Annotated in this window: 14 protein-coding genes; 1 reads left to right on the top strand and 13 read right to left on the bottom strand. The window is 38.8% G+C overall.

Annotation, left to right across the window (positions count from 1 at the left end):
- Positions 1 to 6 precede the first annotated feature (6 nt).
- The 13 genes from H5125_RS12285 to H5125_RS12225 all read right to left on the bottom strand — a co-directional run bounded on the left by H5125_RS12285 (position 7) and on the right by H5125_RS12225 (position 17,417).
- Positions 7 to 795 carry a type VI secretion system accessory protein TagJ gene (locus H5125_RS12285; protein ID WP_101086876.1) on the bottom strand — a complete coding sequence of 263 codons (789 nt, stop codon included), beginning with the start codon at positions 793 to 795 and terminating at the stop codon, positions 7 to 9.
- Between the two features lie 14 nt (positions 796 to 809).
- The gene (gene tssC / locus H5125_RS12280; RefSeq protein ID WP_101086875.1) at positions 810 to 2,345 is read right to left on the bottom strand and encodes a type VI secretion system contractile sheath large subunit; all 1,536 of its coding nucleotides are present in this window, start codon (positions 2,343 to 2,345) and stop codon (positions 810 to 812) included.
- Positions 2,346 to 2,396: 51 nt separating this feature from the next.
- On the bottom strand, positions 2,397 to 3,890 hold the full coding sequence (tssC, locus tag H5125_RS12275; protein WP_011637822.1) for a type VI secretion system contractile sheath large subunit: 1,494 nt from the start codon (positions 3,888 to 3,890) through the stop codon (positions 2,397 to 2,399).
- Complete coding sequence (gene tssB / locus H5125_RS12270) at positions 3,890 to 4,390, bottom strand: type VI secretion system contractile sheath small subunit (RefSeq protein WP_101086874.1); 501 nt, start codon at positions 4,388 to 4,390, stop codon at positions 3,890 to 3,892. Before tssB ends, tssC (H5125_RS12275) begins: the two co-directional genes overlap by 1 nt.
- Before the next feature lie 41 nt (positions 4,391 to 4,431).
- Positions 4,432 to 5,538: a type VI secretion system protein TssA gene (gene tssA, locus H5125_RS12265; RefSeq protein ID WP_101086873.1), complete on the bottom strand. Its 1,107-nt coding sequence runs from the start codon at positions 5,536 to 5,538 to the stop codon at positions 4,432 to 4,434.
- 288 nt (positions 5,539 to 5,826) lie between these two features.
- Positions 5,827 to 6,594 (bottom strand): PP2C family serine/threonine-protein phosphatase, encoded by a 768-nt coding sequence (locus tag H5125_RS12260; RefSeq protein ID WP_182744355.1) that lies wholly within the window; start codon positions 6,592 to 6,594, stop codon positions 5,827 to 5,829.
- On the bottom strand, positions 6,585 to 7,316 hold the full coding sequence (tagF, locus tag H5125_RS12255) for a type VI secretion system-associated protein TagF (protein ID WP_182744354.1): 732 nt from the start codon (positions 7,314 to 7,316) through the stop codon (positions 6,585 to 6,587). Before tagF ends, H5125_RS12260 begins: the two co-directional genes overlap by 10 nt.
- On the bottom strand, positions 7,298 to 10,846 hold the full coding sequence (gene tssM / locus H5125_RS12250; RefSeq protein WP_182744353.1) for a type VI secretion system membrane subunit TssM: 3,549 nt from the start codon (positions 10,844 to 10,846) through the stop codon (positions 7,298 to 7,300). Before tssM ends, tagF begins: the two co-directional genes overlap by 19 nt.
- Positions 10,847 to 10,869: 23 nt before the next feature.
- Entirely contained in the window at positions 10,870 to 12,159 is a 1,290-nt protein-coding gene (gene tssL / locus H5125_RS12245; RefSeq protein WP_101086869.1) for a type VI secretion system protein TssL, long form, read from the bottom strand.
- A gap of 24 nt (positions 12,160 to 12,183) precedes the next feature.
- Positions 12,184 to 13,512: a type VI secretion system baseplate subunit TssK gene (gene tssK / locus H5125_RS12240; RefSeq protein ID WP_101086868.1), complete on the bottom strand. Its 1,329-nt coding sequence runs from the start codon at positions 13,510 to 13,512 to the stop codon at positions 12,184 to 12,186.
- A 24-nt stretch (positions 13,513 to 13,536) separates the two neighbouring features.
- Positions 13,537 to 14,007, bottom strand: a complete 471-nt coding sequence (gene tssJ, locus H5125_RS12235) for a type VI secretion system lipoprotein TssJ (protein ID WP_182744352.1) — start codon at positions 14,005 to 14,007, stop codon at positions 13,537 to 13,539.
- Between the two features lie 18 nt (positions 14,008 to 14,025).
- Positions 14,026 to 15,378: a type VI secretion system-associated FHA domain protein TagH gene (gene tagH, locus H5125_RS12230; RefSeq protein ID WP_182744351.1), complete on the bottom strand. Its 1,353-nt coding sequence runs from the start codon at positions 15,376 to 15,378 to the stop codon at positions 14,026 to 14,028.
- Between the two features lie 53 nt (positions 15,379 to 15,431).
- Complete coding sequence (locus tag H5125_RS12225) at positions 15,432 to 17,417, bottom strand: serine/threonine-protein kinase (protein WP_182744350.1); 1,986 nt, start codon at positions 17,415 to 17,417, stop codon at positions 15,432 to 15,434.
- Positions 17,418 to 17,736: 319 nt separating this feature from the next.
- Here H5125_RS12225 and H5125_RS12220 point away from each other — a divergent pair, with 319 nt between their 5' ends.
- Positions 17,737 to 18,228: an OmpA family protein gene (locus tag H5125_RS12220; RefSeq protein ID WP_011637833.1), complete on the top strand. Its 492-nt coding sequence runs from the start codon at positions 17,737 to 17,739 to the stop codon at positions 18,226 to 18,228.
- Positions 18,229 to 18,253 lie beyond the last annotated feature (25 nt).

Below are 18,253 nucleotides of genomic sequence, written 5' to 3'. Positions count from 1 at the left end.
CAGGGCCTACTGCAACACTGGAGTGGTAACTTTAGTAATTTGATTTAATGCAATAGCATTATCATCGACAAACCACATTTTTAAGCCCTTGCCAGCAACAACATTAGTTGCGATTTCATGCCAATCGGTTTCTCGTCCCAATTTTTGCGCATCAGTTTCACTGCCACCATAAATCATTGGAATATGCGCTTCTCCACTCGGTCCATTTTTAATGGCTAGATCAACCCGGCGCCAAACCATTTCCAGTAATGAGGTCACAGGTTTAAAGTTGATATAGTCAATTTCAGATAACTGCGCTAAATAGAAATTACCGTCAGTACCAAAAATTTCTATAAAACCACCTAAAGTGTCATCTAAATCACGAATTTCTTGATGAGTGATATCATTTAACACTAAGTTAACTTCGGGACGCAGAGTTTCAAGGCTGCTCGCACACTGAGTCACATCATCTTGAGCATCAACCATTGCTAAGCGTAATTTCATTAATGCTTCAACATGTGCATCGGACTCAGCAAAAAGTTGCGGCACTGCTTTGCCTGCCATAAAATCTTGTCGGGCTTGTTCAGCACGGATCAACTGACGTAAATTTGCTGCGCCAATTAAAAAGTCGGGATGCTTTTGCACTAAAAAGTTTAATTGTTTGTCTGCACGTTCAAGCTCACCATTAATACACAACAACTCAACATGTTGACCTTTTAAGTCAATATTCATCGGGTCGTCTTTTAACTGTGCCTCAACTAACTGAATTGCATCTTGTAGTTGGCCGCTCTGCAGCATTTGTTGAATTTGTTTCATTTGATACCTTTATCTTAATTTCTTGATGTCAGTTCAGTGACCAATTTAATACTGGACACCATCTGATCTAATTGAAAATGTGGTTGTAACTGAATAATCGAATAGAAATGCCCAGGCTTGCCGCGAATTTCTTTTACCTGTACTTGGGCACTTCGCAGTGGGTATTTACTTCTTACATCATCTGAAGACACATCTGAAGCGGTAGTGTATTTATGCAGCCACAGCTGTAGCTCTCGCTGGCAAGCCTCTGCAGAATGAAGTGAGCCTATTTTTTCACGACCTAATACTTTGATGTAATGAGCAAAACGTGAAACACACAAAATGTACTGCAACATCGATGATAACTTTGCATTAATACTGTCTTCCAACAGTTCATATTTAGGTGGTTTCTGAACAGAAGCATTACTGTAAAAAACTAAATGCTCACAACCTAATACCGGAGATAAAGGAATAAAACCTTGGTCAGAAATAGATTTTTCCGCCCTATCACTGATTAATAAGTCCACCGATGGCTTCATGCGTTTCCGATACAAATCAGGCTCATATTGACTCACAGCAAGATCGCAAACTAATCCTTTCTTACGAGCCCCAGGCTCTAGCCCACGGATATGACCAAACCAGCCAGATTCACTAAATGCACGAATTAATACCCCACCGAATGCATAAGCAGCATTGCCCCATAAATGATCTTTTTTAGGGTTTTTAATCGATTCTTTAAACTTAAATCCTTCGCTACGAGTACCATCAATGAGATAAGGAGAACGCATGAGAATATTAGGCATTGTTAACCCAATGAAGCGAGAATCGTCCATTTTACGTAACGAATTCCACTTAATGTACTCGTGTTGTTCAAAAATTTGGGCTATATTCATATGAGCAGATAAATCGGAAAAATCATCAGCACCGAACAATGAAGGACTGGCCGAGGTAATAAAGGGCGCAAAAGCGGCCGCGGCAGTGCGGGAGATTTCTTTTAAAATATCAATATCATTAGTAGATACACCTGGACGGCTTTTATGAGTGATTTGATAATCACCAATTAATGTGCCGAAGGGTTCGCCACCAGACATGTCGTATTCATTGTTATAAATCAGTTTAAAAAAATCGCTTTGATCAAACTCAATAGCCCGATTAATGTCTTTAGACAGGGTTGTCCAACAACAATCGAGCATTTTTACTTTCACTTTCTGGTCTTTATCATGTAAATCTTGCTGTTGAACAAGATAAAGTACTCCGCGCCAGCTGGCTTCTAACGCCTGAAATGCATCATGATGAATAATAGCGTTAAGCTGTTGTTCTAATTGTCTATCAATGCGATCAATGGCTTTAAGAAGGAAAGGTAAAACAGATGTTTTATCGAATTGCTCAAGCGAATGGCTTGAGTTTTCAAGCCACAGCAATAACGACCTAGTCGAGTCCGACTCTCGCAAGAACCGTTCGACTAGGTGTTTATTTTTTAGTGCCTGTGTCGTCGAAGATACTGGTTTGTTAACACCAGTATCTTCTTTGAAAATTTCACTTGTTACAAATGAAATGGTTTCATGCGGCATCGTTTGTTTCTATCCTTGAAAACAAATGAGGGTCACTGCATTAGCGCGTGATTATCCTACTTTAGGGATCTTCGCGACTAAACGTAAAGAGGCTGTAAGCTCTTCCATTTGTAACCAAGGACGTAACCATGCAACTGCATTGTATGAACCAGGTTGACCAGGGATCTCTTTAACTTCAACTTTTGCGTCTGCTAATGGGTACTTGGCGCGTATCTCTTGCCCACCACCTTCTGAAGCATTAACAAACGATAAAATCCAGCGATTTAACCAAGACTCGACATCTTCAGCTTCCATAAAGCTACCAATTTTGTCTCGAGCCATCACTTTAAGATAATGCGCAAAACGTGATGTTGCCATTAGGTAAGGTAAACGTGCAGAAATGGCCGCATTCGCGGTAGCATCATGGTTAGACATTATTTTAGGTTTTTGGCAAGATTGAGAACCAAAGAACACGGCATAATCAGTATGCTTATAATGACATAGTGGTAAGAAACCCAACTTACTTAATTCAGCTTCGCGGCGATCGGTAATGCCTATCTCTGTTGGACATTTTAAATCTGGATCACCGTCATCACTGGTAAATACATGAGCAGGTAATCCTTCAACCTTACCACCACCCTCGGCGCCACGGATTGCGGTACAGAAACCATATTTGCTAAATGCTTGTCCCATATTAGTTGCCATAACATACGCGGCATTCATCCAGCAATAGTCATCATGATCAGCGACTTTAGCACGGCCACTTTCTAAATCTAATTCGAATTCTTCATAGCAAAACTCTTCAACAGGTTTTGTTGCTTCACCATATGGAAGACGGGCAAGCACTCGTGGCATGGTTAATGTGACAAAACGAGAGTCATCACTGTCACGGAAAGAGCGCCATTGAGTGTATTCTAAAGATTCAAATACTTTTTCAAGATCGCGTGGTTTACTGAGTTCAGTCCACTCATCAAAACCAAATAAAGAAGAACCAGCAGCAGAAACAAATGGGCAGAAGCCAGCGGCTGCAACATTAGATATCAATGATAATGTTTCAACGTCTTCAGGATGATTACTAAACTCATAATCGCCGACTAAACAACCATAAGGCTCTCCGCCCGGGGTGCCAAATTCTGCTTCATAGATTTTTTTGAACATTTGACTCTGATCAAACTCAACTGCTTTACTCAAATCTTTGTGAAGTTCTTTTTTAGACAAACTCATGACACGAATTTTAAGCGTTTCATTTGTTTCAGAATTTTTCACTGTATGATGCAATCCACGCCAACTGCCTTCCAGTTTTTGCAGTTCTTCATTGTGCATGATGGCAGCTAATTGCTTAGAGATAATGTCGTCTAATCGAGTAATCGCCTTGTTAAAAGTCACTGTGAGGTTTTTATCCCACTGTACAGTGCCTTTCAAGGCTTCTTCCGTTAACGAACGAATAAGCTCTTCAGCACGCGAAGAATCGGTTTGCTTGGTTGCAAAAATTGCTTGCTCTAAAATAGAAACACTTTGTGCTTGTTCTTCAGATACAGCATCTAATGACGCGGCTTCCATGCTCATTATTCCGCTCCTTTGAGGTTAAGTTCACCAGCTAATTTATCTAGGCTAGTAGTGTTATTTAACACTTCTTCTAAGATATTTTCGAGATTCTCAGAACGATCAACTTTGGTCATCAAATCACGGAGTTTGTTACGAGTTTCCATTAATTTTTTTAATGGTTCAACCTGATTAACAATGGCAGCAGGCTCAAAGTCTTCGATGCTGCTAAATTGTAATGCAACCTTCATTTCAGTATCGTCACCGGCAAGCGTGTTAGGCACTGAAATGTTTAATTGGGGACTCATACGTTTTAATACATCATTGAAATTTTCACGATCGATTTGCACAAAACGGCGGTCTTTCAATGGTTTTAAATCTGCGGTGTTGTGTCCAGTAAAATCACCTGTAACACCGATAACAAAAGGCAGTTCTTTTTTTACAACTGTACCTTCAGTTTCGACATCATAGGTAATATGGACACGAGGTTTTCTTACTCGCTTTAATTTATCATGTACACTCATATGAACTCCTTTCAATAATATGTTGAGTAATCAACTACAGATTAATCTTCCGTTTTTATTCCAGATAACTTGAAGAAACCATTCCTTGCTTCACCATCTTGGATTAATTCTTGTAACAACTCAGGCAAACTGAGATCACTCCAACGTATAACTTGTTCAATGGCATAAGACATAGGCGAATGTGGTTCGGTACGTCTAAAAAAGTCCGCTATCGTTTCAAGATTATTAATGGCTTGTGCTCTCGAGTTAAGCTGCCCATCAACACCTGATGACGTTGTGCTGTGGTCATTAGGGTCGCTGTGTTGCTCTTTTTCGTTATGTTGTTCTTGTTCAAGGTTTGCTTTGTTTTTTGCAATAATGGGAGCCGTGATAGCGCTGATTTGTAGCGCACATGCTTCTAATGCCTTGCGAATGTAACTGGTAGGCTGTGGCTCACCGCTCATGGCAGCATCCATGGCAGCAGATAGTTTGCTAAAAGCAGCGATGGCATCTTGAACATCACGGTCTAATTCAATAAAGAAACTGTCAGAGGTTTCTCTTATGCTATGTTCGACATCTTCAAGTGACACTGAACCTGAATCAAAACGTTTTTCTTGTTTGTCTTTATCTAAACGACTGGTGTCTAAAGCTTGCTCATATTGCCAAGTAGAATAAATGACGCCACCATCAGTGATCGGAATCGTTCTGATTGGATGAATTAAAGAACCTTCGCTTTCGATACCGTTTAAACCAATAAGCGGCGCAATGCGCTCTGCCAAATCATTTGGTTCAGGTGTTGGGTAAATAGTGTCCCAATAGCGCTCAACGAGCTCTGTAGCTAGAGTGAAACCAAAACAAAGTCCTTTAAAACCATATAACCTGCAAGCTGCCTCTATAAACCAAGCTACATATTCAATATCTTTTGATTGTTGTTTTAAGATACCCGGAACTTGTTCGAAAATCGGTCGCCATTCAGCTGCAACGGACAATACATCTTCTTCGTCAGTTAGTGCTTTACGCTCTCTAGAACGTGCAATATTTCGCACATCTTTAAGTAGATAATAAGTTGATGTCGGACTTATATCTTCACGAGGATCAACTCCTGACTCCGCATCAATGGTAATGGGAAGAATTAATTCATCAATTGTTAAATTCTTTAGCTTACTCAATCTAATTCAATCCCTGAATAAAAACGATTAATTTATAATAATAAAAGTATAGAACTTCAAAAACAATACTTATTGCCCTTTAATAGAAGCAAAATACAATATAATGCCAATAACTAATTACAATGGATAATCACAAAAAAAACAAACACACCCCATGTGATTACACCCAATATAATTACATTTTAAATAATGTTACAGCACATCTAAATACAACATTTATAATTAATGGCTATCGACAATTAAACTCATCAAACAAAAACACTTATATGAGTTTAATTCATCAAAACATTAACCAAATATTGGAATTGTTTTATCACTATCATCAATGATATTTATTTTTTTAGGTGTATTTTTAACAAGAATGCAGGTGACATTATCTCGTGCATTCCTGACTAAAGAGGCATGGAGTAGTGCCATACCGGAATCAATGATGTTGCCAGACTTTATTGTTCGTTCAATTTCAACATCATTTAATTCTTTATTTAAACCATCGCTACAAAGTAAAAAGACATCACCCTCTTTCATAATATCGGTGCGATAATCTATGTCTAATTGTGAGTCAACACCGACAGCCCGAGTGATTACATTCGCTAATGGATGAGATTCAGCCTCTTCAGGTAGAAGTAACCCTTCATCAATCATGTCATTAACTTGACTGTGGTCTTTAGTGACTTGCTTCATTTGTTGATCTCGTAACAAGTAAATTCGACTATCGCCTACCCATAACAAGTGATAGTTATCTTGGTATAACCACAAAACAACGACAGTACTGCCAGCCACCTTCCCATCAAATTCATGCTCACTCATTTGTTGCAAAAAACGATTGCTCGCAATAAGCGACTGTTTTAAAACATCTAATGTAATAGTCTCTGGTTGTAAATGTTCAACGGCCTGCTGGATGCCATCAATCACTAATTGACTTGCGACATCTCCTGCTGCATGTCCACCCATACCATCTGCAACCACCCAAATACCTAAATGTGGTAATTCAAGATATGCATCCTCGTTGATTGCTCTTACGGTGCCTCGATGAGTTAATGCATGACTTAAGTGCATGATGTTTGTTCCTTAATGAGCTCTGCAGTATTCCAACCACGCTGTTGCCATTGGCCATTTAACATAGAAATAAATTGACTGATCTGTGGTAAACCTTCAGTAATAATCGTGCATGGTTCAACATCGTCAGAGCCCTCTGTCCACCAAATGCTGTAACGATCAAAGCGTTTTCTGTATTGCTGGTCCAGTAATAAAAGTACATCAGGAGAATTGTCGCCTTGAAATACCCACGCTTTCTTGTTGCGATCCAACGATTCGCTCTCGAGTAGCTTGTCGTTATTGGCGGCAACCGTTAAAGTCTCTTTTGTAATGGCATCGAACCATTTACTAAGAACAGTATCATCTTCAAGCACTTGTAATATATTCTGTTCAAAAACCTCAACCCACTGATTGTCTTTCCAACCTCTTAAAGCCGATTGATTATGTAATCCGGCTAATGTGAATGGATAATGGCGACCAACATGGTCAACACTTGGTATGACGGTCCCGACAACAGCTTGGTCGCAACACACACCGGCAGATAACGAAAAATGCCATATGGGACTCGTCAGATAATAATCCAACCAATTGTGTTCGGTTTGTTCTTTACTCACCGCAATAACAGCTTGTAACCAGTCATTCCAATTTTTAAGAAAATCAACATTTAAGTTCTGCTGAATAAAATCCCCTTTTGAGGGGACTTTGCCACAGTAACCTACTGATGTTAAAGATTCGCAGGACATCTAAACTTCTCCATATTTGCCATCCAAAATGGATTGTTAACACTGTTTGCGGTCAATTTCAGTACAGCATTGTAGCCTTTGAGATTGATGAGTAACTTGCCATCTTTTTTAGTTTGTGGACGCTTTTTACTTAATTCATCTAATAATTTGAAGAATGACCATTCACCTTCATATTTCTTATTGATAGAGCGCCCGCCGTTAGGAGGTGAAAATGCAATTCGTGTTTCGTTATTTGCCCCAGGGCCAGGCCAGGTAAATAACTCTTTGCGAGTAGGACCGTGTCGATACTTCAGCTGTTGGCTATCTATTTCGAATAAAAACATACTCACACTTCTATCTAATAATTCCGGTTCTAATGAAAAGTTAACAATAGGCTGCTTAGATCCCGGTTCGAAAAATGCTTCTTTAATAATTTCTGCGCGTTGATACATTTCTAAAATGTCATTACGAATGCCGATATTACGCTTAAAACGCCAAGGTTTTTTGCTGGTATCGACATGTGAAGCGAGGTATTGATCCCAAAATTTATCTAAGGTGCCGCCATAACCAAAAAACTTACTGAAGTCTTTTAGTCTGACATCTTCTGACGATTTTCGGTCAAATGGGTAACGCCCTGCGATCGCTCGATTGAATTCAGCCAACACTTGCGAACGCCAAATACCATTGAAACGCTGACTTTGATTGGATTTAGCAAACGAGCGAGTACGATAAGCCACTTCACTTAACCAATTTTTTACTGGATAAGGTAGATCCATCAATTGCTCAGATAAACTAGAACCTAGTTGAGCAAAGCTTTCTTCTGTGGCTTGATTAACAACGTTACCTTGTCCTTCTGACTGCATTGATAATTTATTGTAGTTTCGATTAAGAGCCCGCAACGTCGTTTGAATTTTATCAATGTCAGCAGGATTTATTTTGAGCAATTCTGCAAAAGCAAATTCCACATCTTTGCCCGGCAAATCAATATCTAACTCTATTGCTGTATCGGGTAACAGCCTATTTAATCGTGCTTTTTTAGACCGAAATGCAACATCAGAAATATTACCGGCCACTTCCGCCGCGGCCTTTAAATTATTTGAATCGGCAGGAAGCTTAGTTAAATTCACATTTTTCTGCACTGCGGTAATAATGGTTTTGATCGGTTGATCTGGGCTCGCAAGCGCTGCAGTAACACTCTCAGCTTCCTCACGTGTTGAATATGGTTTGATAGCAAGGTCGCTTAAGAAATCTTCCCAATAGAAAATATAATCACGAATGTATCTGTTTTCTAACTCTTGGGTAATCTGCGCTTTCGCTTGTTCGTCTAAATCAACTAACTCATCACCATAAACCCAACTGTCTGCGGTTAGGTTTTTTATTATCTTATTCTTTTCTATACTAAAAATGCCATGAAAACCATTAAAAGTATAAAGACCAGGAATACCTTGATTAAATTGGCGACCACTGATGAACACCAGACCATCTAAACTGTCTACACTCAGAATATCAACCAGTTTAAAATCTGGGATACTGCTGTTTGAAAAATCACTTTTTAAACGCTGATATGCGCGCTCAACCAGAGGTAACATGGTCAAATTAATCCGGGCACTATCCACTGTCATACTGTCATATTGATGACCTCTAATCCCTAAAGACAGTAATGTATCTATATGCTTATTTAACTCCTTTCTAACCTCACTATTGACATCACCAACCAGATTTCTATCGATATAAGCCGAGAACCAGACTTGCACATCACTTTTGTCAAAATGCTCGGGAAAATACAACATTAAGTATGTTTTCAATGTCTCGTAGAGGTAGTTAAGGTGCCCACCATTAGCGTCCATTTCTGCACTTAGCACACCTTGTAGGTAAGGCATTAAATGTGTTTCTAAAGCACGGTGATAAGCCGCTGTAGCAGGTTGTTTAAGCTTATCTCCTTGATACAAACCAAAGGTATATGCATCCTCAGGCTTGTCAGTACCAAAACCAACAGGGAGATCACGAATTAATGTTAAGCCTTTGGTTAATGTAATGACATCAGACTTAGCATTTAACCCACCACTGGTAACCGTTTTATATGCTGTGACACCTTGATAGGTATCATCAATCAATTGTCTATTCCAATCATAACTTTGCCACCAAACATAACTCGCAAACAAAGTGACACCTGCAGCAATGCCTACTGATATTTTTCGTAAAAGTTTATTATGGTTTGTATGCTTGCGATTGGTCGATGCTAAATTTTTCTCTGGAAAAATAACATCTTCTAATAGGCGTTTAATAAAGTAGCTGCGTTGCTTATTGGCGGCGAAGGTTTTAGTTTTACTCTTAATGCCACTGGATAAGTGACTAGAAAGATGATCAATTGGCGTACCTTCTTGAGTTGCGCTGGTTAAATAAACACCACGCAATAGCGGTGCTTCTTCGTATGCATTAGGCGCGAAGATCTCTTTCAGAAAATCATCGGCTGAGCTCTGTAATAATCGGAGTTGCTTTGGAAACTCATAAATGGCCGCACGACGCTCTAGGTCGCGTTCGTTTTTTAGGCGGCTATTTAATCTTGCATTTAAATTTAATAATAAATCATGAAATTCTTTATTAAATGAACTGACAATATCAGTGTCTTCTGTATCTGCATTGAGCGGGAAGGTAATACCCCAAATTTGTTCACAATCTTCTTTGGTTAAATCATCAAAAAATTCATTAAACCCGGCAACTAAATCTGATTTCGAAAATAAAACATATACCGGAAAAGTCATACCCAGTTGATTTTGCAGTTCTTGTAAACGCTGCTTAATTGCGCGTGCATGTAAATTTCTCTCTGTCTTGGTTTGGTTTAACAAATCAGACATGCCCATGCTGATTATCACCCCATTAATAGGACGAACTGGGCGGTATTTTTTCAATAAACCCAGAAAACCTTGCCATGCCCGAGAGTCTTGTTTTACATGACTATCTTGAGTGGTATAACGACCCGCCGTATCAATTAATACTGCCTTATTGGTAAACCACCAATCACAATGTCTTGTTCCTCCAACGCCTTCAATCATATCTACGCCCATTTTTTCTTTTAATGGGTATTCAAGACCAGAATGTTGAATCGCTGTGGTTTTTCCACTTCCAGGTGGACCAATCATGATGTACCAAGGTAATTCGTAAATACTTTTATTTTTAGTTAACTTGGTATTTTTAAGAATATCTAACGCTTGGGTCATTTTATTTTGTAAAACAGTGATTTCACTTTTTGCTAAGTCATCACTGGCCACAGAGCTACCCTCTTCACCGTTAATTAAGCTATCAACCATTTTCTCGCTTTGTTTTTTATTCTTGAGTTGTCGAGAAAAGTGAATGGCACCAAAAATAATAACAATAACCAGTAGTAAGATAATCCGTGTGGCTGCTGATGCTAACGGTTCATACCCCGCTATAGCCACTAAAGGGCCACCAAACCAAATAAGTAAAGCCAAACATAAAAAACCTATTATGGTAATTGTCCATTTAGACTTAAGTGTGTCGACAATTCCTTTGCCAATTGATTTTAAAGACATTGATGCGATTCCTTTGTGTCACACTAAAACAATAAGTCGATTTCGATTCGACGATTTAACGCGCGGTTCTGTTCACTGTCGTTCACCACACGGGGCTCAGACTCACCACGACCTTCGGGCCACAAGCGGCCACTTAGCGATGCGTTATTAGCGAGAACGTTCGCAATCGACGTTGCTCTTGCTAATGAAAGATGCCAATTTGATGGGTATTTAGACGTAAAGATTGGCTCATCATCGGTATGACCGGTGATCAATATTTTGCCATTTGTGCTCTCTAGCGTCAGAGCAATTTTAGCTAAAATAGCTTCAAAATCTGAACGAGGTTGAGTGTTACCAGAAGCAAACAGTTCAGTCGCCCCAATGCGGATCCTCACACGATCACTTAATTGTTCTACTTCAAGTAAATTTTTGCCAATTTCGGTTTGCAATAGTTGTTGCAGTAATAATGCTTCATCACGACTAATTTGTTGTTGCGCATCAATGGTTTTCTCCCAAGGCACAATCGAGGTCAATTCTTTATAAGCCTCTGATGAGTAATTGTTGATGCTATAACTAAAACCCATATAGATAAATAAAATAACCACCCCAAATAATGCCCCGATAACCCATAAAGGAAATGGCTGCTGGAAGGTTAGATTAGGGACAATATTCTGTCGCCATCCTGGTGATAATTCTCGATGAAAATCGCCTTTGCAAGATTGAATGGCTAAATACGTTTTTTCACGTAATGCTTCTAGTTTTTGATCGCCTTGAGGCTCAACTCTCATTTTGCCAACAAAACCAAGAGTTAAACATAAATACATCAACTCAAGTAAATTACACTTTTCAGAAGGATGACGAAGTGAGGCGTCAAGCAAGGTATAGAAATATTCGCCACCCAAGGTTTCATTGTGAAAAGTAGAAAGTAAACTGTCAGACGCCCAATAGCTTTGCTCTCCCCAAGGCGTATTGAGGACCACCTCATCTATAAAGCAACACAAGCAATATCGAGCAGACTTAATGTCATCTGACGCTAAATTTGCATTACGTAATTGTTGCTCATAATTCTTGATGAGTTCGACACAATGCACCCGTAGAGTATTGACATCATCATGCTCGGTACTATTTCGTAACTGAGTACAAATAGATAAAAGCGTACCCGCAAAATCAACGATTGGGTTTTGCGATAAGCTTAGTTGCGATCGGTTGTCGCGATTATCGGCACGATGATCTTGAATCAAGGTTTTCTGACTATCATCATCGACCTTTGTTTTATTGCCAGCCATACCCGACCCTTTCCCTGGGCGAGGTTTAACGATGGTTTTATCGTTCACAAAATTATCCTTAATGTTTTGGCGTTAAATACTCACGGCCCAAAGTTCAATTTGTAACTCTGGATATGCTCCAGAAATATGCATTGCAACACCGCCACTTGATTTAAGCTTTATCCAATGGCTATTATTTTTATCTAATTGAAAATAGTGATAACCCGCATGGTATGGCACCTGTCTTGGCGCGACTGGGAGGTTGGATATTCCAATACCGGGTAATTGGTTATTAACCAGTTCACGAATGGTTTCAACTGACCCTATTTTAATTTGTGAAGGTAGGCGTTGACGAAGCTCATCATGCGGAACATTTGCTTTAACAGCGAGAATGAATTCAGCATTATCAAGCATACTTTTGTCTGCAATCGTCGAGAAATACACACCAAATTTAGTCTTCTCTAGGATCAGCTCTGTGGCACTTTGTTCCAATACACTACTTAAGCCATGATTAACAATTACCATAGTGTTACTAAACACATAGGTTAAATTATCATGTTGATAGACAGGAAATTTTGGCGGTCGCTTGTTGGGACTACTGAACGTTGAAAGCTCACCAGAAAAACTAATGAGTGTGCGAAATAGCAATTCTGGATGAATATGACTAACAACCCCATAATGTTCAAAAATAGGTTGATACTTATTCAAAAGTTGTAACATTAAAAAGTCTGCTATCGAACTGGAAGTCCCTTGGGATTGACTTAAGCGACCCGCAATGGCTTCTGCACGCTGATTAATCATGCCAGTGACTTCAGTTGTCATATTCATTAAGGTTTTAATGTGTTCAATGCCAATACATGCCGGAATAAACTTTTTATCTAATCGAATCACGCCCTCTTCAGACACATCAATAACCCGAGCGATCGCAATTGAGACATAGCCTGAGCGATCTTCAGTTTGTAACTTTAACCGACAATCTAATTTGGCAACTTGCAGCACTTCCATAGCATCAGAGCCAACACTTGTGTCAACAATGTTGTGATCTTCATAGCTGTAGCGAGTAATTTGATTTTGTTCAGAAGATGAAATATTCATCCCATTGCTTTTCGCAACGGGAAGAACAAGATAAACAAGCTGATCCAATGTACCTGCTGGGACAGTAATAGCCGTTGGTAACGGACTCTGCTCAGGAAGACAAGCCAAGGTGTTATCAGGAAAAACACAATCGATGCGGTCTAATCCAAATTGCCCCAGTGGAAGTAGGCCATAATTGACTTCATAGCTCACAACCCCCCAAGCAAGTGGATTGTTATTCTTGGCAGTTCGCGCTTGTTGATGTTGCAAAAAACGTTCTTGCTGCTGCATATGTTGTGGACGAAGAAACATGCCCTCTGTCCATGCTATTGGGCTAAAATCGCTCATAATTTCCCTATTTATTCACAACAATTATTTTTCAGAGTTATACACAGCTATTTTTTCGATGTTGATAACGACATCATCATAACCAGTAGGATCGACAGTGACGACTGAACGCCAACGAGATGAATCAATATCTCTGTATGCGACAATAACACCAACAAATCGGGTGTTTTGTCCCAGTGTCATGGCATATTCACGCGTTTCTGATGGCTGTAATTCCAACTCATCTTTACGAATAAGATCTGGACCAAGTACACTTTCAGCTGACTCATCAAGGGTAAAAAAATCTTGAGTATCAAAGATAGTTCTTGATGATAATTCAAATATTTTCACCACCACTGGTGATGGCCGATCGTTAATGTCAGGATTGATGTCTGCGCTGGCATTAAAGGTAAGATCTGTCGATGGCGGGACGACAGCATTAATCGTTTTACAGCCAGAATTAAGTAATAAAAAGCTCACTAATACAATTTGATATAGACCTAACTTCAATTTCATTTATTAGCCCTTAATAATTTATAATGTTTTAATTTTATTGTCGTATGCTTTAACAAAATCATCTGATAATGCGGCAGCACTGTCTTGCATAAATTCTGTTTTTAAATTGGAATGTAAGCTTTTATATACTTTCCATTGGCGCATCTGTTTCTGTCCCGGCACTAACATGTCTGTAAGCGACTGGTTTTGGCTTTTGGCTTCAATAAATTCAGGATCTAATTGATTTAGCAATCCACGGATAGCGCCTAATGTGCCTGCAGTTAACGCAGTATCATGCTTTCGACCGTCATTAAAAGCTTCGGTAATCGCTTGTTGAGATGACAAGAAACTCGCACTTTTCCTTAAAAATAAATTTTGAAATACATCATCAATATTGGCCGAAAATTTCAATGGATTATTTTCACGCTGCTGGAATGTTGTTTGATTGATTCTAAACTCAGTTTTCAGCTTTGAACGTTGACGTAGTGATTCCATCAGGCCAGTCAACATAAACTGCATACTTTGGCCCAGTTCAAACATCAACTCTTCAGTTAGCACATTGACATAATCTTGTTCATTGACTCCCATACCCTGAAAAAACGCTTTGCTTAATGCAGATGAAGGGCTTACCTGTGTACTAACGGGTACTTTGGTATTTGGTGCCTCGGGGGCCACTTTTTTCACCTCCGCTTTTACCGTTTCAGGCACTTTTATAGGGTTAACTGAAGCTTTAGCAACCAGAAGCTCGGGCTCTTGTGGAACAACAGATCGGATATCAGTTTTTGCGTGAGCTTGAGAATGTTGTCCAAAAATATCTTTATCCCATTCTTCTGGAATGGCTACTGGTGGTTGAAAATGGTCTTGTAAATCAGCATTCATCTGCGAGAGACCTGCTGATTGTTGTCGAGATTGGTTCAGTAACATAGCAGAATCAAATCCTGCTAAATCAGATTCAAACCCAGTATCAAGCATTGATGAGGAAGAAGCTGGAATGAGTTTATTTTGCTGCAAAGTAGCAACATGTGGGGCGTCATGTATCTCTTGTTGAGGTTGACTATTAGAGGCCACATGTAACATTTGTAACTTCGCACTGATCTCATAATCACCAAAAGTAAACAGATCATCGTGTTCAATTTTATGCTCACGATTGGTGCCTAACGCTTCGACTGCGCGATTGACATATAATCCGTTGGTTGATAAATCCTCAATGAAAAAATCATCACTGCGCTTGGTGATCCGAGCATGAGTACCAGAAACCACTTTTTCTGGATCAGGCATATGCCAATCACATACATCAGAGCGCCCTAACGTTAAGGTTTCTGTGACATCTTTTGTTATGACCTGCTCAGGGGATAACCTGTGATAACTCACAATCTCTAGCAATAATTCCATTTCTATTACATCTTCCTTCATCAACTTGTTGACTAGCCATCATACCCATTGCGTTATAAGCGTTGAACACCATTTAGACGTTCATACATTTCATTCCCTCTGGCAAATAACTCTCTGGCTGTTTTCAGATATTGCTTATCAAGATACACATTTGCTTGGCGTAAAAAAGAGGCGGCTAAACGTTTATCAAGCGTTAGCAGGGGCTCAAAATCATCGGGTAAATTCGTGGCGAGCCCCCTAACTTCTTTATCAAACTCGTGTAGATCTTTTGGGTTATCAATTGCATCTAACCTCACGGTTAATTGATTAAATGTATCTCGATAATAAACTTCAGCAGCTTCGTATGGATAAACGACCGTTTTACCTTTTGCCGTTAAATCGTGATAGTCATTTAAGCCTTTAACAGCCACTTTCAATTCGGCGCCATATGTAATTAATGACTTAGCCTGCGGATAGTTTGAAAATATATTTTCGCCAGTTGTAATGAGTGCACTAATTTGATTAATATCATGTTTCTTTAAGGCGTTATCAAATGAGCTTGCATAGAGGGCATATTCTTCATTAGACGCGGTATAAACATATCCAGGCTCGACAAATGTTAACCCTTCAACAATGGCTTGAATATTATTACTTCCCTGTTCATTGTAACGGGCTTGAGATAATAACAGGCTCAATCGTTCAGACAGTGCATCTACAACTGATTGTTTACTTCTCTCTGCTTGGTTTTTTATTTGTAGCAAACGAACTGAATCAGGATAAAAACGTTCTATGTCATTAATAATTTGTGCTATTTTTTCATAATTTTGATACAGACCATTATCGCTTTTCGGTAAGGAAGCTATACGTTGCTCCACAATATCCAACACTTCAGATTGATGTGTCTTTAACAAACCATTCTTAATCAGCTTTTTATCTTCTGGAATATCTTCTATTTGGGTTAATAATGCTGAAGCAGGAATAAATTCAAATGCTTGAACTTCGCTTTTGGCCTTATTTGTCAGCGCGACTTTATTTTGTAAGTCGTATAATTGAATCTGGTAATATTGTTGAATTTGAAATCCACCGATAACAAGTACTGCACCCGCAGCAATAGCGGTGAGTAGTGGCCAACTTTTACTGTGGAACTTATTGATAATTAGCTCGATGGAAGGCGCACGTTGTACTTTTTTAAGCACGAGACCTTTTTTCAACATAGGCCATAATCGTGAACTAATATTTTTTGGTTTAATCAACTTATTGTTGGTGATATCAACTTCATTTGCAGCTACACGGTTATAAGGATGTTTACTTGTTAGTAGCTCATAGCTAATACACGAAAAAGCAAAAATATCGTCTGCCGCGCAGGCATCTTCTCCAGATAACTGCTCAAAACTAGCATAAGCTGGGGTATAACCTGTTAAAGGAGAGTCTTGGTCGACTTCGGCAAATGCGTATCGGTCCTCTCTTTGCTGTAAGTTTTTCGCAACGCCAAAATCAAAAACTTTAATGTTCCCTTGGCGAGTGAGGAAGATATTTGATGGCTTTAAGTCTGTATGGACAATACCTTGTTGATGAGCATACGATAATGCAGAAGCAATCTGATCAATGATTTTCATTGATCCTTTGAAGTTGATGCCTAACGGTTTTGAACGTTTGATCACTTGGTCTAATGATTCGCCATCTAACCACTCCATCACCATAAAGTGAAAGCCATCATCGGTATCTACATCATAAACTCTGATAATATTTGGATGAGATAGTTTTTGAGTTTGTACTGACTCTTTGATAAGGACTTGCTGAGCTTCGGGTATATCCGATATCTGAGATAATAATACTTTAATCGCAACAAAAGGTTCTGTTACGTTTAATGACTCCAAATAGAGATCTTTGGCACGGTATATATCACTCATACCGCCATGACCAATTTTCGACTCAATCAAATAGCGATTTTTGAAACACTTCCCAATCAAGTTAACTTTATTATTATTTCCAGAATGTTCAAATCCTGCCACAACTGTTTTATCTTCAGCAAAGTGATTTGGTGCTTTACTCTTATCCATAAGTACAGGTTAATCCCTTAATATTATCCTAAAGTATGTAAACTATCTTCCTAGTGAATCAAAATTACCCCAATATGTTGCAGCAAGAAAATGTAAAAAACAACATTTAAAAACTTGCTTAATAACTTTTAAATAAATTCATTAAAATAAACCACCCATTAGTATGTATTAAAATCTAAAAACATTAAAAAGTATGTTTTTAATATGAAAATAAACATCTAATTAACTAAAAAACAGTTTTTCTATTGACCCAATAAAACATTATCGGTAATTTACGATTTCTTTTTAATGGACCACATTTTTAAAGGATTAAACAAATATGAAACGCGTCAATCTTTCATTACCTGTTATTGCGTTATTAACACTTGCGGGTTGTCAATCAGCACCTGTCGTTGTATCTGAACCAATCAAAACATTTTCTATTTCTCCAGAGTGTATTGAATATACATTACAAACAGATAATGAAATGATTATTGGGTTCACACCTGTGTATTTCGAAGTTAATAGTGATAAGTCATACAGTAAGCTTGATACTCACATGTCTTGCGTTGCGACTTACCTCGCCAATAATTCTGATAAAGAACTAAATGTTCAGGGCTTTACAGATGACAAAGGCACAGTTAAATACAATAAAGCGTTGGCACAACGTCGTGCTGATGGTTTAGTGGAGTTTTTAATCTCTTTGGGCACATCTAACGACCAATTAATTTCGACTACTAAAGTCATTGAAGATAACGGTGTAAAATTAACCAGTTCTGAGCGTTCTAAGACTCGTCGGGTTAACTTTTCCATTACGAATAAATCTTCATAAAAAATGAATTAAAGTATTAATAAAA

Source organism: Shewanella sp. SR44-4, assembly GCF_014163715.1.
In the GTDB taxonomy this organism is placed as follows: domain Bacteria; phylum Pseudomonadota; class Gammaproteobacteria; order Enterobacterales; family Shewanellaceae; genus Shewanella.
Note: the sequence above shows the minus strand (reverse complement) of the source record. Positions and strands in the feature narration are given on the sequence as shown.

Coding starts and splice junctions, on each gene's coding strand:
- tssB (WP_101086874.1), bottom strand. CDS start 4,390: ATGAGTGTACATGATAAATTAAAGCGAGTAAGAAAACCTCGTGTCCAT.
- H5125_RS12260 (WP_182744355.1), bottom strand. CDS start 6,594: ATGCACTTAAGTCATGCATTAACTCATCGAGGCACCGTAAGAGCAATC.
- tssM (WP_182744353.1), bottom strand. CDS start 10,846: ATGTCTTTAAAATCAATTGGCAAAGGAATTGTCGACACACTTAAGTCT.
- H5125_RS12220 (WP_011637833.1), top strand. CDS start 17,737: ATGAAACGCGTCAATCTTTCATTACCTGTTATTGCGTTATTAACACTT.
- tagH (WP_182744351.1), bottom strand. CDS start 15,378: ATGGAATTATTGCTAGAGATTGTGAGTTATCACAGGTTATCCCCTGAG.
- tssJ (WP_182744352.1), bottom strand. CDS start 14,007: ATGAAATTGAAGTTAGGTCTATATCAAATTGTATTAGTGAGCTTTTTA.
- H5125_RS12285 (WP_101086876.1), bottom strand. CDS start 795: ATGAAACAAATTCAACAAATGCTGCAGAGCGGCCAACTACAAGATGCA.
- tssC (WP_011637822.1), bottom strand. CDS start 3,890: ATGAGCATGGAAGCCGCGTCATTAGATGCTGTATCTGAAGAACAAGCA.
- tssK (WP_101086868.1), bottom strand. CDS start 13,512: ATGAGCGATTTTAGCCCAATAGCATGGACAGAGGGCATGTTTCTTCGT.
- tagF (WP_182744354.1), bottom strand. CDS start 7,316: ATGTCCTGCGAATCTTTAACATCAGTAGGTTACTGTGGCAAAGTCCCC.
- tssC (WP_101086875.1), bottom strand. CDS start 2,345: ATGCCGCATGAAACCATTTCATTTGTAACAAGTGAAATTTTCAAAGAA.
- H5125_RS12225 (WP_182744350.1), bottom strand. CDS start 17,417: ATGGATAAGAGTAAAGCACCAAATCACTTTGCTGAAGATAAAACAGTT.